This window comes from Flavihumibacter solisilvae (genome assembly GCF_000814475.1).
In the GTDB taxonomy this organism is placed as follows: Bacteria; Bacteroidota; Bacteroidia; order Chitinophagales; family Chitinophagaceae; genus Flavihumibacter; species Flavihumibacter solisilvae.
This window is the reverse complement of record NZ_JSVC01000024.1, coordinates 114,841-127,871: the sequence shown is the minus strand read 5'-3', so window position 1 is coordinate 127,871 and position 13,031 is coordinate 114,841. Positions and strand designations below refer to the sequence as shown.

The window sequence follows — 13,031 nt, the reverse complement described above, 5'->3', positions numbered from 1 at the left end:
TTTTAAATTCTCTCGATATCATTCAGTTTCCAGGATTTGTCAAATAGTTCTTTCTTCGGTCCGTAAAATCTTGCAAGTACTTCAAACCGGCCGTTCGGGTCGGTGGGAATCCAGTTTGCTTCCCCACTGGCCGGAGGTGTGGGACCAAAATAAATATCGACCGATCCATCACTGTTTTTCTGAATGCCAGTTGTCTGTGAAGACCGTCCCATAGCCTTTGTATTCCTGATGAAAGTATGGGTGTCGCGATTATACACGGTCATTGACCAGTATTGTGTTACCGGTGCATTTGCAGGAACGTTCAGACGATATTCAGCATTCCCTTCAAGTGGCTTCCCATTCCTGTCAAAGAGCGTCAGCAGGTAATATTGTGCCTCGCCGATATGTTTCGCGCTGAAAAAGGCCATCATGTAAATCATCCCGCGATTGTCAGTCGGGTAAGAGTCGGCAACACTGAAATCGTGCAGTATGCTCTGGTGAGTTTCCTCGGTAGCGGGGAAAAACCAGCGTTTGCCTTCATAAAACGGCGGCATAGATTCGTAATTGACTTCCAGCCATGCTTTCGCCTGCTTTACAGCACTGCTCAGTAGTTCCTGGCTCCTTGTGGAAGGATTGTATTTGGTGCCTCTTTCAATACCGATGCTTTTAAGCGGATCTATCATGGCTTTATCCCTTTCCAGCCAGGGCTCAGCCTGGATAATTTTATCCAGCACCTGGTAGAAACGATGATCATAGGGAATGGTGGAATCATAAACCGAGTTGCTCGCATCAATGTAGGTAGTATCCTTCGGATTGGAGGCTTCAGACAATGGATATACCCTGATACGCCGGCTATAGCTGACTGCCTGCCTGATATCTTCATCACTGTTTGATTTGGGTATGGAGCGCATTAGTGTATAACCCTGGTATGTTTGCGATTGCATGGGTATGTAGCCATTTGGGATCTTGCTTTTATCATAACCAGGCGGAAGAAAAAGATATTTCCCGCCCTTACCTTTATCTACCCCGCCAGGACCCACATCTTCTATCGCCGCCTGCCAGTAATCCATGATGCTTCCATTGACTATACCACTATCAGCCGGTGGAATTTCGAGTACTACCGGGCCAACATCTTTTGTATTAAAGAAGGCCATAGAATAGATCACATCCTGGTTTGGCGTAAGTGTCTGGTTTTTCCAGTCCAGCAATCCCGGCCAGATAACAACCTGGTTAAAATTCCCTTTGATCTTTACCAGCTCATCAAACATCAGCTGGTAATTCACCGCGGGTAATCCCCAGATTGCAGCTTCAACTGCGCGCTGGTAGATCATTTGCTCTTTAATATCTGCAGGAATTACAGTTGCTTTGGTGGTGTGAATTGTTTCAGTCATGGTTAAAGTTTTTTATTCGTTTATTTCGGGAAAAGCAGAACCAGCACTGCTCTCCATCCAAATGAACTGCGGCTGTGACCCGGGCCGATTATATTTATGCGCGGTCCAACAGCCAGCTGGATTTTCTGCTTACTGATGGACGTTACTCCGTTGATAACCGGGTTAAAGAAGACCATCGATGTTCCTGCTTCCCAGTTTTGTGTGTATTCGAAGTTGAAGCCAAGTCCTGCGCCGCTTTTCCAGTTGTGCGCAAAAAATGGTTGGAGGAAAAGTTGGTTTACCGGGGCGCGATCACTGCTTCCGGCAACACTCCAGATCTGGTTCACGAGCGCGCCGAAGGTGAATCCGCCCGACTGTTTCAGTGCCACGGCTGTCGGGCCGATTCCGAATTTGTCCCCTGTCAGGTAATCGTTAGTGCCGACGGGCAATAGAAAGACCGGTCCGGCTGCCCATGTGATGCCGTTTTTTGATTCGGCCGGGCCAAAAAATCCGCTAAGTACAAAATCACCCAGGCCCGCCTGCTTTTCACCGGGCCCAGTGATATTATACTGTGTGGTAACGGGCATGATGATCCTGATGATCAGGTTATAATCTTTGGTAAGTGACAAGGGCACAACCGGCTGGATGTTCATTGTATTGCGTGAACCATTTAGGTCTCCAATACCATAGTCGGTGTTGTTCTGGAAGGGAACGCTGATCAGCGAGGATACAGGATTGGCGAGTTTCTTTGCCAGCTCGGCATCATCATGCTGGGCCATGCCTGTAAAAGAGAACAATATTAAAAATGCCAGGATTGTTATTTGTCCCCGTTTCATCAGTTGCTGTTTAAATACAACAGTTTTGATAACAGCCAATCATTGATTGCCGGTAGTCGATGACGGGGGAAAGGTGAGTGCTGTGATTAAATTTAGCGAAAAACGATTATTCCGGAGATAGCCTGTGTCATATAGTCAGTAAGAAATCAGGGGGCAGACCTGGGAGAACCCTGGGTATAGGATGACTATAGGATGGCTATAGGATGGCAATAGGAATGAAACCGGTTTTTCAGATATTTTACCGTTAAGCAATGAAGCCGATGGTGCCAAATTGGCGTCGTTAGTTTGAAAGACCATCTGTTCTGAATGGTGAAGCGGGCAGGCCTTCCTTATTATACAGGTTGGCATCATCGGGGTTATCGCCCCATGCATAACGTACTGCAACGGGCGATGATATGGTATTGTTATAAACTATCACATTGTCGCCTTTGATTTCGGCTTTTGCCCATATGAATTTCTTATCGGTTCCTGCTATGGCAAATCCTTTCAGGTACCCATACCTGTCTTTCGCTACAAGGCCGCCACCGGTGTTGGTAAACTGCAGGAGGATCCTGTTTCCTTCTTTTTTCATTCCGGCTAACACGGGGCCACTGTACACAATGTCTTTTTGATAGGCTACTTTTTCTGCGGCCAGTGCAAGCCGCATCCCCACATCCTGCTTATTACGGGGATGGATATCCTTTGCTTCACCGATATCGATTATTACGGCTTCCCCGGTTTGCGGTAATGATAACGCCTGGTGTTGCGCTTCCCGTAATTCTGCCCATTCACTCTCTGCCGGCAATGAGTCTGCCTGCATAAAATTGGCAAGTTGAACCCACAAAAACGGAAACTCATACTTCCACTTCGATCTCCAGTCATTGATCATTTCCGGGAACATTGTCCGGTACTTAAAAGCTTCGTTGGCATTGGACTCTCCCTGGTACCAGATCGCGCCTTTGATGCGAAAGCGGGTAACAGGTGCGATCATTCCGTTGTATAACCTCGATGGAAATCCATTTGGCCCCACGTCGACAATGCCAAAACTGCCTGACAATACTGAAGCTTTATAATCCCAGTCGCCCGCAAGTGAAATTCGTTTACCAGAGTGCTCAATGAAAAGGTCCTCTGCCATGCCATGAAAGCCACCACGCTTGCCCATATCTGTTACTTTCACGACGATGGTGTTTTTGCCTTTTTTCAAGATACCTGCAGGGACCTGGTAAACGCGGGCCATGGTGGGATTATTTATTGTCCCAATCAGCTTGCCATTAATATAGGTGGAGTCAAGGTCATCTATCGGACCGAGTTGCAGGGTTACCATCTTCCCTTCTGTTAAATCTGGTAATTCAACCGTTTTCCTGAACCATACAATACCATCAACCACACCTATCTCTGTCCCTTCATAAGTATTGGGAAGTTTTATTTTTTTCCAGGCTGAAGATCCATCCTGTGCATACCATTTTTCTTCGATCCCCTTGTCAGTTCTGAATGCATCAAGGAAAGCCTGCTTCCGCTGCTGCGCTTCAGCGAAGGATTGTTCGATCTTGCTGAAATCAACTTCCTTATATTCTGCTTTGCTTCCCATCACATCCCAGCTTGTCCAGGCCTGGATATTAGTGCCACCCCATGAACTGTTGATCAGCCCGATGGGCACACCAAGGTCTTCATTAAGTTTCCGCGCAAAAAAATATGCTACTGCTGAAAACTTTGACGCATTGCCGGGGTTGCATTCCATCCACTCGCCGCCTGCGAGATCCTGCTGTGGCTGCATGGCCATAGCTCTCGCCACCGTGAACATCCTGATGCCGGCATGGTTTGCAGCGGCAATTTCCTGTTCAGCATTTCTCGTGTTCTTCAGGATCCATTCCATATTCGACTGACCGCTGCAAAGCCAGACATCTCCGATCAGGATATTCTTCAGCGTTATGATTTCCTTTTTAGTACTGATCCTCATCTCGAAAGGACCGCCATGTGTCATCGGTTTCAACACGGCTTCCCATTGGCCGGTACCGTTAGCTTTAACCTGTACCCGTTGCCCGTTGAACACGAGAGTAAGGGTTTCATTTTTCCCGGCTAAACCCCAAATGGTAACAGGATTATTTCGCTGCAGAATCATATTGTCTGTAAAGATTTCCGGCAGTTTTATGGAGGCTTGTAAGATAGTTGGTATTGATACAAGGAATACAAACAGCAAGGTCTGGAAACGTTTCATGAGCTATGCTTTTTCAAGGTTCAGTTCATCGTAGTCTTTCGCTTTCGGTCGAAGGAATGTTAACTGGATAACGAGTGCAAGCAAAACAATGCCGGCGAGGATCGCAAAGTCGCGTCCAAGATTTCCTGCATCTGTGGATTTACCCAGCCAGTTCGTTATGAATGCGCCGGAGAAAACTCCGCCCATATTCATCAATCCATATGCCGTTGCACGGTATTTTGACGAAACGAATTGACAGAGTATCGGCATATTGTTGGCATCGAACATGCCGAAGCCAAAACCAAAACAGAAGGCCGCGGCAATAACATGTAAGGTTGTGTGGCCAAATCCGACGAAGAGCAATGAAGGGAAAGTTAATGCTAACCCGATTGCGCTGGTATAGATCCGTCCCCTTACATTTTTCTGCACCCAACGGTCAGACAGGATACCGCCCGCAATTACACCTAAAAATGACGATGCTGCAATGGTAATGGTAGATAAAGGCCCTGCTTTCGCCATATCGATCTGCAGGTTGCCGGAGAACAGGGTGGGCAGCCAGTTCTTGATTCCCCAGCCCGGTAAACTCGGGATGGAAAAGTAAAAAAAGATGAGCCAGAAAGAAATATTCGGTAACAGGATCGCAAGTCCTTTGAAGACTGAAGGCCTCTTACCACCATGCATAACCGCAAGCTCCGCAGGCTCCGGGTGGCTTTCCCTGTCTTTCAGGAATAATACCAGTATCACTGAATAGATTATTCCCGCAAGTCCGAATGACTGGAAACTCAGCTGCCAGGAGAATTTATCCGCAATGGTAGCGCCAAATCCCCCCAATGCCTGTCCCATATACAGTCCTGTCATATGAATGCCAATGGCCAAAGACCTGGTGCGTGAAGAGTGGAAGTCGGCGATCAGTGATAGTCCTGCAGGTATATACAACGCTTCACTAACGCCCATCACCGCACGAAGGCAGTAGAGCTGGTTGAATGTGGTAGCGTAACCCATCGCGAACGTAACTGCAGACCAGACGAACAGGCTGCCGACAATCAGCCATTTGCGGCTTACCCTGTCGGCGATCATTCCGGCAAGCGGACTCATAAACCCGTAGATCCAGAGAAAGATGGCCATCAGCCGGCCAAAATTTGTTGCCGTTTCAAGCTCAACGATGTCGACCTGCATAGATGGTTTCATGGTCGACAGCATCTGCCGGTCCATATAGTTCAGCAATGCTACTACCCACAATAAACCAACCAGCACCCAGGGATAAAACTTTGTCTCTTTCTTCATTTCATTTTTTCGTTGCAGTTAATACCCGTGGTGTCCTTACTCCGGGCCGCACTTCGCCTCCGGGAAGGACAACCCTGTTTTCCCATACAACCAGCGAAGTGGTTACCGGCGACCAGGTTGCAGAGTTCGTATAAATCCTGCCGGCAGCAGACCATTCATTTTTGTCGCTGTTATATTCTAGAATGCTATCGCTGAAGCCCGGGTGCTTTTCCCTCAGAAAAGCTGCCTGAGCTGCATCCTTACCGGTATCGCCGCCAAAGAGGAAAAGCTTCTTTTCGTTGTCGCAGAAAGCAGGTGAGGGGGCAGCTACAACCGGGAAGGGAAGGTCGGCCAGTTTCTGCCAGCCTTTATCTTCTGTAAACGAATATGCATCCTGCAGGTAGCTGCGTTTGCCATCTGTCAGCTGTGTTCCGCTGAAGAGATAAAAGCCCGCCCCGTCCGATCCGGCAACACTGAGCATTCGCGAAGGTCCGGGCCATGTGGGAAGTTGCATCCAGCGCTTCGATTCAAGGTCGAATGACAGAAACAGTTTCTCTGTTGAAGGTGAGGAAGGGTTGATTATTCCTCCCGCTACATAGATTTTGTTGCCAACAAGTGCACCGCAGGAATTTGCAAGTGCGAATGGCATGGAAGGAAGTTTTTCTGTCCCGATCTTCCCGTTCCTGTAATGTATCAGGATTACATCGGAATAATGTCCCGCTGCATTGCTGCCGCCAATTATCATCAATCCCTGCGGGGTGGATACCGATACGCCATATCCCAGGGGGAAAGGAAGTTTACCCGTTTTCTTCCACGCTGCACCGGGATTTTCCAGCACAAAAATATTGTCATACCAGGTCTTGGTGCCTCCATTCCAGGGAGTGCCTCCATTTGGGAAATTACTCCCGCCCGCAACGATCAGCACTTCATTTGCCACACCGGCAAATGAGCCGGCAAAGCCAACGGGGTCGGGAATGGAAGGAAGTGAGTCCCAGCTGAACATTTCTTTCTTTTCGGGCAGCGACTGGGCCTCCGACGTTTTCACAGTTATCAAGAGCAGTGTATTTAGAATAACGGATATTGTTTTTAATGGCGGCATCTTTCCCGGTTATCAGTTCTACAAGTTAAACAATGCCTGGATCTCGGAAACGCTTAATGCTTTCCGGTAAATGATCACATCGTCTATTTCACCGTCAAAGAAGGAAGAGTTTGAGGCGGCTCCTTCCTGGATTCCTATTTTAAAGCCCTGGCTGTTGGAGACCGACTTCAGATTTGTCGTGGTCCGGTTCGCCACTTCAACACCATCTACATATACAGCGGTGACCATGCCATTTCTTACTGCAACCACATGATGCCACTGGTTATCAGCAAGGAAAGCCGAAGCTCCCATATTGATGATCGATGAACCACTGACATCTTCCACAGTGAACCGCAGCCTGCGGTCGGTAGCATTATCTCCCATCCGCAGCCATGCCTGGTTATCGCCGGTCCCGTTCTTTCCTGATTCCTGCCAGATCATCATCCTGCCTGCATTGCCGGTCTTAACCCAGCAGGCGATACTGAAATTCTCCGTGCCGAAATTCATGGCATTATGATCATCTACGATCACACCAGTAGCACCGTTAAATGTACCAGTATTGCCTGCCTGTGAAAACCTGTCGGCATTTGTAAAACCGATTCCTGCGCCAACTGAGTTGGATGGGACTGAGTTCGGTCCAACATCGCGGATATTACCGTTGAATGGGAAATAGGCGGCCAGGCCTGCTCCGGGGATTACCATGATGTAGTTATCAACTGTCTTCGTCGTGGACGCATTTGGATTGGAAGCTTTCAGGCTAACTTTATAGCGGCCCCGAGTGGTGAATTGAATCACCGGATTCTTTTCATTTGAAGTAAGGTTCACTGGTCCTTCGATATTCCATTCCCAGCTGCTGACGTTACCGAGAGACTTGTCTGTAAACTGTATACTTCCTCCTTCGTAGGTGGCTTTTTCTTCGCTGCTGAAATCGGCACTCACTGCATTGGGGTCAATGATGCGGATGAAATTTGATTTTGTCTTCTTGTTGGAATAAGAAGGATTGGATGCGGTCAGGCTCACCTGGTAGTAACCGGTGTCTGTAAAACTAAGCGAGGGGTTCTGTTCTGTTGAGGTGAGCGTTGTACCCCCGCTTACAGGCACAAACTCCCACTGCCAGTTTACCGGTCCACCGCTGGTCGAATCCCTGAATACCACCTGGTCACCAATATAAGCTGCCTGGATGCTGGCATTAAAATCTGCCTGCACCTGGTTGAAGTCGACCCGGATATAATCCTTTTTGGAAATTACCACCTGGTTCGCGGCATTGCTGAGTTCAAGTGTCACTTCATAGATGCCCGGAGTTGAGTAGGTAACGGTTGGTTTGGAAAGGTTGGATGAGGCAGGTGTTCCTCCTGCGAATGTCCAGTTCCATTTTGTTACATAACCATCTGACAGGTCCTTGAAGACGATGCTGTCGCCCGCACTGATTTCCTGCCTGTCTGATTCAAAGACCGGCTTGATGATGGTACTGGCGGCATCGTCCTTGTCACGGTTGCAGGAAGCAACGATGCCGGTGAACAGCAGCAGTACAGGTATGAGATTCCATTTCATGGCAAACATTTAGGGATGTTGATTTATGATTCGTTGGTTACAGTGAGTTCGAAGAACCCCGCTTTCTCCAGGTTCTTTTTCAGATCCGCTTCCTGCACGGCAGTAAGTGTTACCAGGGGCAGGCGACAGGGGCCAAGATCCATTCCCATCAGTTTGAGGATTGATTTCTGGGTGGGGATCGGTGAGTACTTGCCAAGGCACTGGATCATCCTGATGGAATGATATTGCATTTCCTGCGCTTCAGCGATCCTGCCTGCATTGAAGTGTTCAATGATGTCGAGGTAAATGGATGCTGCGAATGTATATGTACTGCCGATTGCGCCTTTGGCACCCACTGCGAGTGCACCAAGTAACATCTCGTCGTAGCCGAACAGGATATCGAACCTGCCATTCTTGTAATTCAGGCAGGCCTGGTATTCGTGCAGGGTGGAAGCCGTATACTTTACGCCTGCAAGTGTCGGGATCCTTTGTTCCCCGAGGTGTAAGAATTCGAGCACATCTATCGCCACACCGGTGAGTGCAGGAATGTGATAATAATAGAACGGTGTATTAGGCGCGGCAGCTGCGATCTCTGCCATGCAGGTAACCATATTGTCCGCTGATGCCGGTTTGAAGTAAAATGCGGAAACAGATGAGATGGCATCTGCACCGGTTTTCTCCGCATGTGCAGCCAGCTTCCTGGACTCTGCTATTGATGGGTGACCCACATGCACAAGTAATAAAATGCGTTTATTGATGGCGCGCGCATAGGCTTCCGTAATTGCCATTCTTTCTTCGATGGTCAGGTTGGGTCCTTCCCCGTTCGTACCACAGATAAATACACCCCTGATGCCATCTTCTATAAGTTTCTCCACCAGCGACGGGATGAGGTCCAGGTCTAACGAACCATCTTTTCTGAACGTGCTGAATGTTGCTGCAATTAATCCCTCTATTCTCATGTTTTCCGGTTGAAATTGAATTTTATTTTGTTATCCAGTTGCTGTTGAATTTCTTAAGCACAAGGCTGTAGTTCCAGCCTGTTGCCACTGTATTGGTTTCAAACAAACAGTAGATCGTGCCATCGCTGCCGACTGCGAGATCACTGTATCCTGAAGCACCACTGTTCAATACTTTTTGCACCGTCCAGGTTTTGCCCCCATCGTAGGAAAGTTTTGCGGTAAGATTTTTCCGCGGATGCTTTTCAATGTTCCTGCTGTCGGGGTTTACAAAAAGGATGGCTGACCTGCTTTTCTTACCTGCGGGAATAGCTGCAATGCTTGCCATGCAAGTGGGGTCGAACAATTCTTCCGCATACCTTACCCCGCTCCAGTTGCTTGTACCATCCGTGCTGGTACTGAAAGCGCGCCGCTTCATTTTTCCCGGGTTGCGGATACTCATGAGAATGGTTCCGTCTTCAAGCTGAACAGGCATACTTTCATTAGGATTGCTGATGGCTGCAGAACTGTCTGCGATGATTGATCCGCGGTTCCATGTCTTGCCGCCATCATCGCTGTATACTGTTGCAACGCAGGAGGGGCCATGACTTCTTCTCGGGACTGTTTTCACAGAATTGGCCAGCCAGACAGAGGCGAGGAGTCTGCCATTCTTTAACTGGATGCCATGTCCCGGCCCTGGTGCGAGCACATTCCAGTTGTATTCCGGCCTGAACCTGTTGAATACTTCGGTGATGTTTACCGACGGTTTCCAGGTAACGCCATCATCTTCTGAATAAGTGTAGAATGCTTCGTTATAATCCTTCTGGTAGAGGAGATGAACAATACCTTTGTTATCTACAATTGGGGTGGGGTTGCCGACTGGTGCGCCCTTTTTTGTATCAAGGATCTTTATTGGTTCCCAGTTGCTGCCACCATCAGTGCTCCTGCGCATGGCCAGGTTCATGTCGGCCCAATCGCTTGCAGTACCGATCCTTCCTTCACAAAACGCAAGCAGGGTATTTTTCGGAGTGATGACCAGTGCAGGAATGCGGGTTGATTTATAAGTTGAATCCGGTTCGAATACAATCGTATGCCCTTCAGCGTCAGGTGCTGTGGAGTTTTTCGTGCTTTTACACGAGACGGTGACCAGGCATGCCACAATTATACTTAGTGCTGTTATTCTCATGATTTGTTATCGCTTCTCTGGTTATTTAAATTCTGAGACTGGAACCACTTTGAATGCAATTCCATCGGTATATGCACCGACTCCCGCTTCATACAGGATCGCTGTCTGTTCATTCGATAACATTACAAGATCCGAATACGCAGATGGACCATTGAAGATTACTTTTTTCTTAGTCCAGGCCGAGCCGTCATTCACGCTCATTTTTATGGTCATATTGTTCCGGGTCTTACTCGCTGCATTTGAGAAGAATACGGCGAACCCGTTTTCGATGGAAGAGGAGACCAGGCTGCCCTGGCAAACCGGGTCAATAAGCTCGGGTGCCTGGATAAGGGCGGACCATGTGGTTCCTCCATCATCGCTGGTACTGTAAATGCGCTGGTTCTGGTTGCTTCCCACACGCATGTTCAGCATCAGCCTGCCGTCTGACAGTTCAGTTACCGTGCTTTCATTTGGATTTAATGCAGGATCTGCAGGCACTGCGCCGCCGAGTATCCAGTTTGCACCGGCGTCATCGGAATAAATAACGTGGGAGTTGCCCCTGCGACTGGCTCCTACCTCGATATAATCACACGGAACAACAAGACGGTCTTTGTGAGTCCCTTTTGTTATTTGAATGCCATGACATGGCCCTGTTGCATACCAACCCCAGTTGGATTGTTTAACACCTGTAGTGATTTCCTTTGGTGTTTCCCATTTGACACCGTCGTCGGAAGAGGAAGTGACAAATACGCGACGGGTGTTTTTACTTGTGCCGGCGTTGATCTCTCCGATATGATCATCACCATCATTCCAGGTCATCAGCAAGTGGATCTTGCCGGTATTCTGGTCCACTACAGGTGCCGGGTTGCCACAGGTGTGCACGCCGTCGCTCCAGATCACGGTCGCTTTACTCCAGGTCTTACCTGCATCTGTTGAACGTTTGACCAGCATATCAATATCGCCTTCATCCGTGCAATTGTTTTTTCTCCCTTCTGCAAACGCAAGCAGGGTGCCTGATTTTGTTCTCACCAGGGCAGGAATGCGGTAACAGCTGTAGCCTTCGGTTCCTTTCTGGAATACATACGACAGCACGGATGTAGGCGGTTCTACTCTTGGGTAGATCTTTTCGTCATTTTTCTTATTGCATGCCAGCGTACCCAACAGTGTTGTGCATAATGCGGCCTGCAAGAATATTGAACATTTTCTCATCTGTACATTTGTTTTTAGTAACCTTCTGTTTGTGTGATGTTGGGGTTATTCGCAAAGACAGTGGCGTTCAGTGGCCAGAATAACGGTGTGGTTTTGTCTTTCAGGTTCGGAACGTATTCGTATATATTGATCGTGCTGCCAAAATGAAAGCGCACGAGGTCGAACCAACGTTTGTTTTCAAAATACAGTTCGCGGCCCCTTTCATCAAGGATCTCACTTTCGACTGTTTGTTTATCCATCGCACCTGTATATTCACCGGTTCCGGCGCGCATCCTTACTGCATCGAGGTCGGCTTTGGCATTTGCGAGGTCATTCACGCCTGCATAAGCTTCAGCCCTCATCAGGAGGATGTCTGCAAGCCGGTAAATGATCACATCATTGTCAGGAATCCTGTCGTCACTGTATTTGGTGCCGGGATATTTGGTGATCCAGGAAATTTTCGGTCCCGTTGGCTGAATCTCCAGCACCCACGTATATGGGATCCTTTTGTCAGCCGCATTGGTGAAGAGCGATTTGGAGAGCGGACTGATCTGGTAAGCGCCCTGGCCGTTACCGGAAGAAACAGCATAAGGGATCTGGTCGATGTTTGTTGCACCCTGGACCAGTGATAAAAACGCCAGTGCATTCTTGGAATAATTTCCTCCCGGTGTTTCATCGCGGTGGTAATAGGCTGCCAGCAGTACTTCGTTGTTGGATGATGCTCTTGTGCCTGTTACATTTTTGAAGTCAGCATTGAGAGAAAGGCCGGTTTGCATTACTTCATTCAGGGCAGTAATGGCTGCTTCGTAGTCTGCCTGTCCGCCACCCTGCACTTTTGCACTCCACAGGCATGCATCTGCTTTTATCGCCTGTGCTGATCCGTAAGCAAATCGGTATTTGGAAGGGTAGGAGTTCTTTGAGAATTGGCTTACAGAACTGAACTGTGTAATGGCTTCATCGAGATCTGCTTTGATCTGTTTCATTACTTCAGAAGCAGGTGAGCGTGGGAGCAGTGGCACATTTTCATCTACAACAGCCTGCAGCATCAGCGGCGCGTCGCCTATCACCCTCAATAAGTGAAAGTAGAAATAGGCCCGCAAGGCATGTGTTTCACCAAGGATCTTTTTCTTCAAGTCGGGATTGGAGCTGAAGGCAAAGTCCTGGATCTTTAGTAAAAGGAGATTGCAGTGCCCGATACCCCTGTACCATTCGGAATAGTTGATGGCTCCTGATGCCTCGGATAAATTGTGCGACCAGGCAACAGTAAAGCGTGAGTTTGAAGCGGAGATCAGTTCCTCGCCCCGCTCCATACCGTAGGTTACGTTGTTTGCAAGACTGCGCGCTACTGTATAAATGCCCGCGAGATTTGGTTCGAAATCACTTTCATTCTGGAAAAAGATCTCTTCCGTGATATTGGACTGTGGTTCAACTTCAAGGATTTTTGTGCAGCCTGCAAAGAACATGGCAAGCATCAACAGGGCTGGCACAATCATTAATTTCTTTCTCATATACCT

At 48.3% G+C, this 13,031-nt stretch carries 10 protein-coding genes; all 10 read right to left on the bottom strand.

The genetic code is table 11. The features are described from left to right. Positions 1-2: 2 nt before the first annotated feature. The 10 genes from OI18_RS19995 to OI18_RS19950 all read right to left on the bottom strand — a co-directional run bounded on the left by OI18_RS19995 (position 3) and on the right by OI18_RS19950 (position 13,025). On the bottom strand, positions 3-1,370 hold the full coding sequence (locus OI18_RS19995; protein ID WP_082038059.1) for a DUF1214 domain-containing protein: 1,368 nt from the start codon (positions 1,368-1,370) through the stop codon (positions 3-5). 20 nt (positions 1,371-1,390) lie between these two features. Further along, a complete protein-coding gene (locus OI18_RS19990; RefSeq protein WP_039143216.1) occupies positions 1,391-2,185 on the bottom strand; it encodes a hypothetical protein in 795 nt (264 codons plus the stop codon). A gap of 280 nt (positions 2,186-2,465) precedes the next feature. After that, positions 2,466-4,379 carry a sialate O-acetylesterase gene (locus OI18_RS19985; RefSeq protein WP_052273421.1) on the bottom strand — a complete coding sequence of 638 codons (1,914 nt, stop codon included), beginning with the start codon at positions 4,377-4,379 and terminating at the stop codon, positions 2,466-2,468. A 3-nt stretch (positions 4,380-4,382) separates the two neighbouring features. Continuing rightward, complete coding sequence (locus OI18_RS19980) at positions 4,383-5,642, bottom strand: MFS transporter (protein ID WP_039143140.1); 1,260 nt, start codon at positions 5,640-5,642, stop codon at positions 4,383-4,385. A gap of 1 nt (position 5,643) precedes the next feature. Then, positions 5,644-6,666: a galactose oxidase gene (locus tag OI18_RS19975; protein WP_240312807.1), complete on the bottom strand. Its 1,023-nt coding sequence runs from the start codon at positions 6,664-6,666 to the stop codon at positions 5,644-5,646. A 72-nt stretch (positions 6,667-6,738) separates the two neighbouring features. Then, entirely contained in the window at positions 6,739-8,250 is a 1,512-nt protein-coding gene (locus OI18_RS19970; protein WP_160290266.1) for a LamG-like jellyroll fold domain-containing protein, read from the bottom strand. Between the two features lie 23 nt (positions 8,251-8,273). Beyond that, a complete protein-coding gene (locus tag OI18_RS19965; protein ID WP_052273420.1) occupies positions 8,274-9,188 on the bottom strand; it encodes a dihydrodipicolinate synthase family protein in 915 nt (304 codons plus the stop codon). A 22-nt stretch (positions 9,189-9,210) separates the two neighbouring features. After that, positions 9,211-10,350, bottom strand: a complete 1,140-nt coding sequence (locus OI18_RS19960; protein ID WP_039143133.1) for a sialidase family protein — start codon at positions 10,348-10,350, stop codon at positions 9,211-9,213. 21 nt (positions 10,351-10,371) lie between these two features. Further along, on the bottom strand, positions 10,372-11,538 hold the full coding sequence (locus OI18_RS19955) for a sialidase family protein (RefSeq protein WP_039143131.1): 1,167 nt from the start codon (positions 11,536-11,538) through the stop codon (positions 10,372-10,374). Between the two features lie 14 nt (positions 11,539-11,552). Further along, positions 11,553-13,025: a RagB/SusD family nutrient uptake outer membrane protein gene (locus tag OI18_RS19950; RefSeq protein ID WP_039143128.1), complete on the bottom strand. Its 1,473-nt coding sequence runs from the start codon at positions 13,023-13,025 to the stop codon at positions 11,553-11,555. Positions 13,026-13,031: the final 6 nt, after the last annotated feature.

Bases quoted from the DNA above. Each gene is read 5' to 3' on its own strand.
- OI18_RS19960 (WP_039143133.1), bottom strand. From the start codon at position 10,350: ATGAGAATAACAGCACTAAGTATAATTGTGGCATGCCTGGTCACCGTC.
- OI18_RS19985 (WP_052273421.1), bottom strand. From the start codon at position 4,379: ATGAAACGTTTCCAGACCTTGCTGTTTGTATTCCTTGTATCAATACCA.
- OI18_RS19970 (WP_160290266.1), bottom strand. From the start codon at position 8,250: ATGAAATGGAATCTCATACCTGTACTGCTGCTGTTCACCGGCATCGTT.
- OI18_RS19980 (WP_039143140.1), bottom strand. From the start codon at position 5,642: ATGAAGAAAGAGACAAAGTTTTATCCCTGGGTGCTGGTTGGTTTATTG.
- OI18_RS19950 (WP_039143128.1), bottom strand. From the start codon at position 13,025: ATGAGAAAGAAATTAATGATTGTGCCAGCCCTGTTGATGCTTGCCATG.
- OI18_RS19990 (WP_039143216.1), bottom strand. From the start codon at position 2,185: ATGAAACGGGGACAAATAACAATCCTGGCATTTTTAATATTGTTCTCT.
- OI18_RS19955 (WP_039143131.1), bottom strand. From the start codon at position 11,538: ATGAGAAAATGTTCAATATTCTTGCAGGCCGCATTATGCACAACACTG.
- OI18_RS19995 (WP_082038059.1), bottom strand. From the start codon at position 1,370: ATGACTGAAACAATTCACACCACCAAAGCAACTGTAATTCCTGCAGAT.
- OI18_RS19965 (WP_052273420.1), bottom strand. From the start codon at position 9,188: ATGAGAATAGAGGGATTAATTGCAGCAACATTCAGCACGTTCAGAAAA.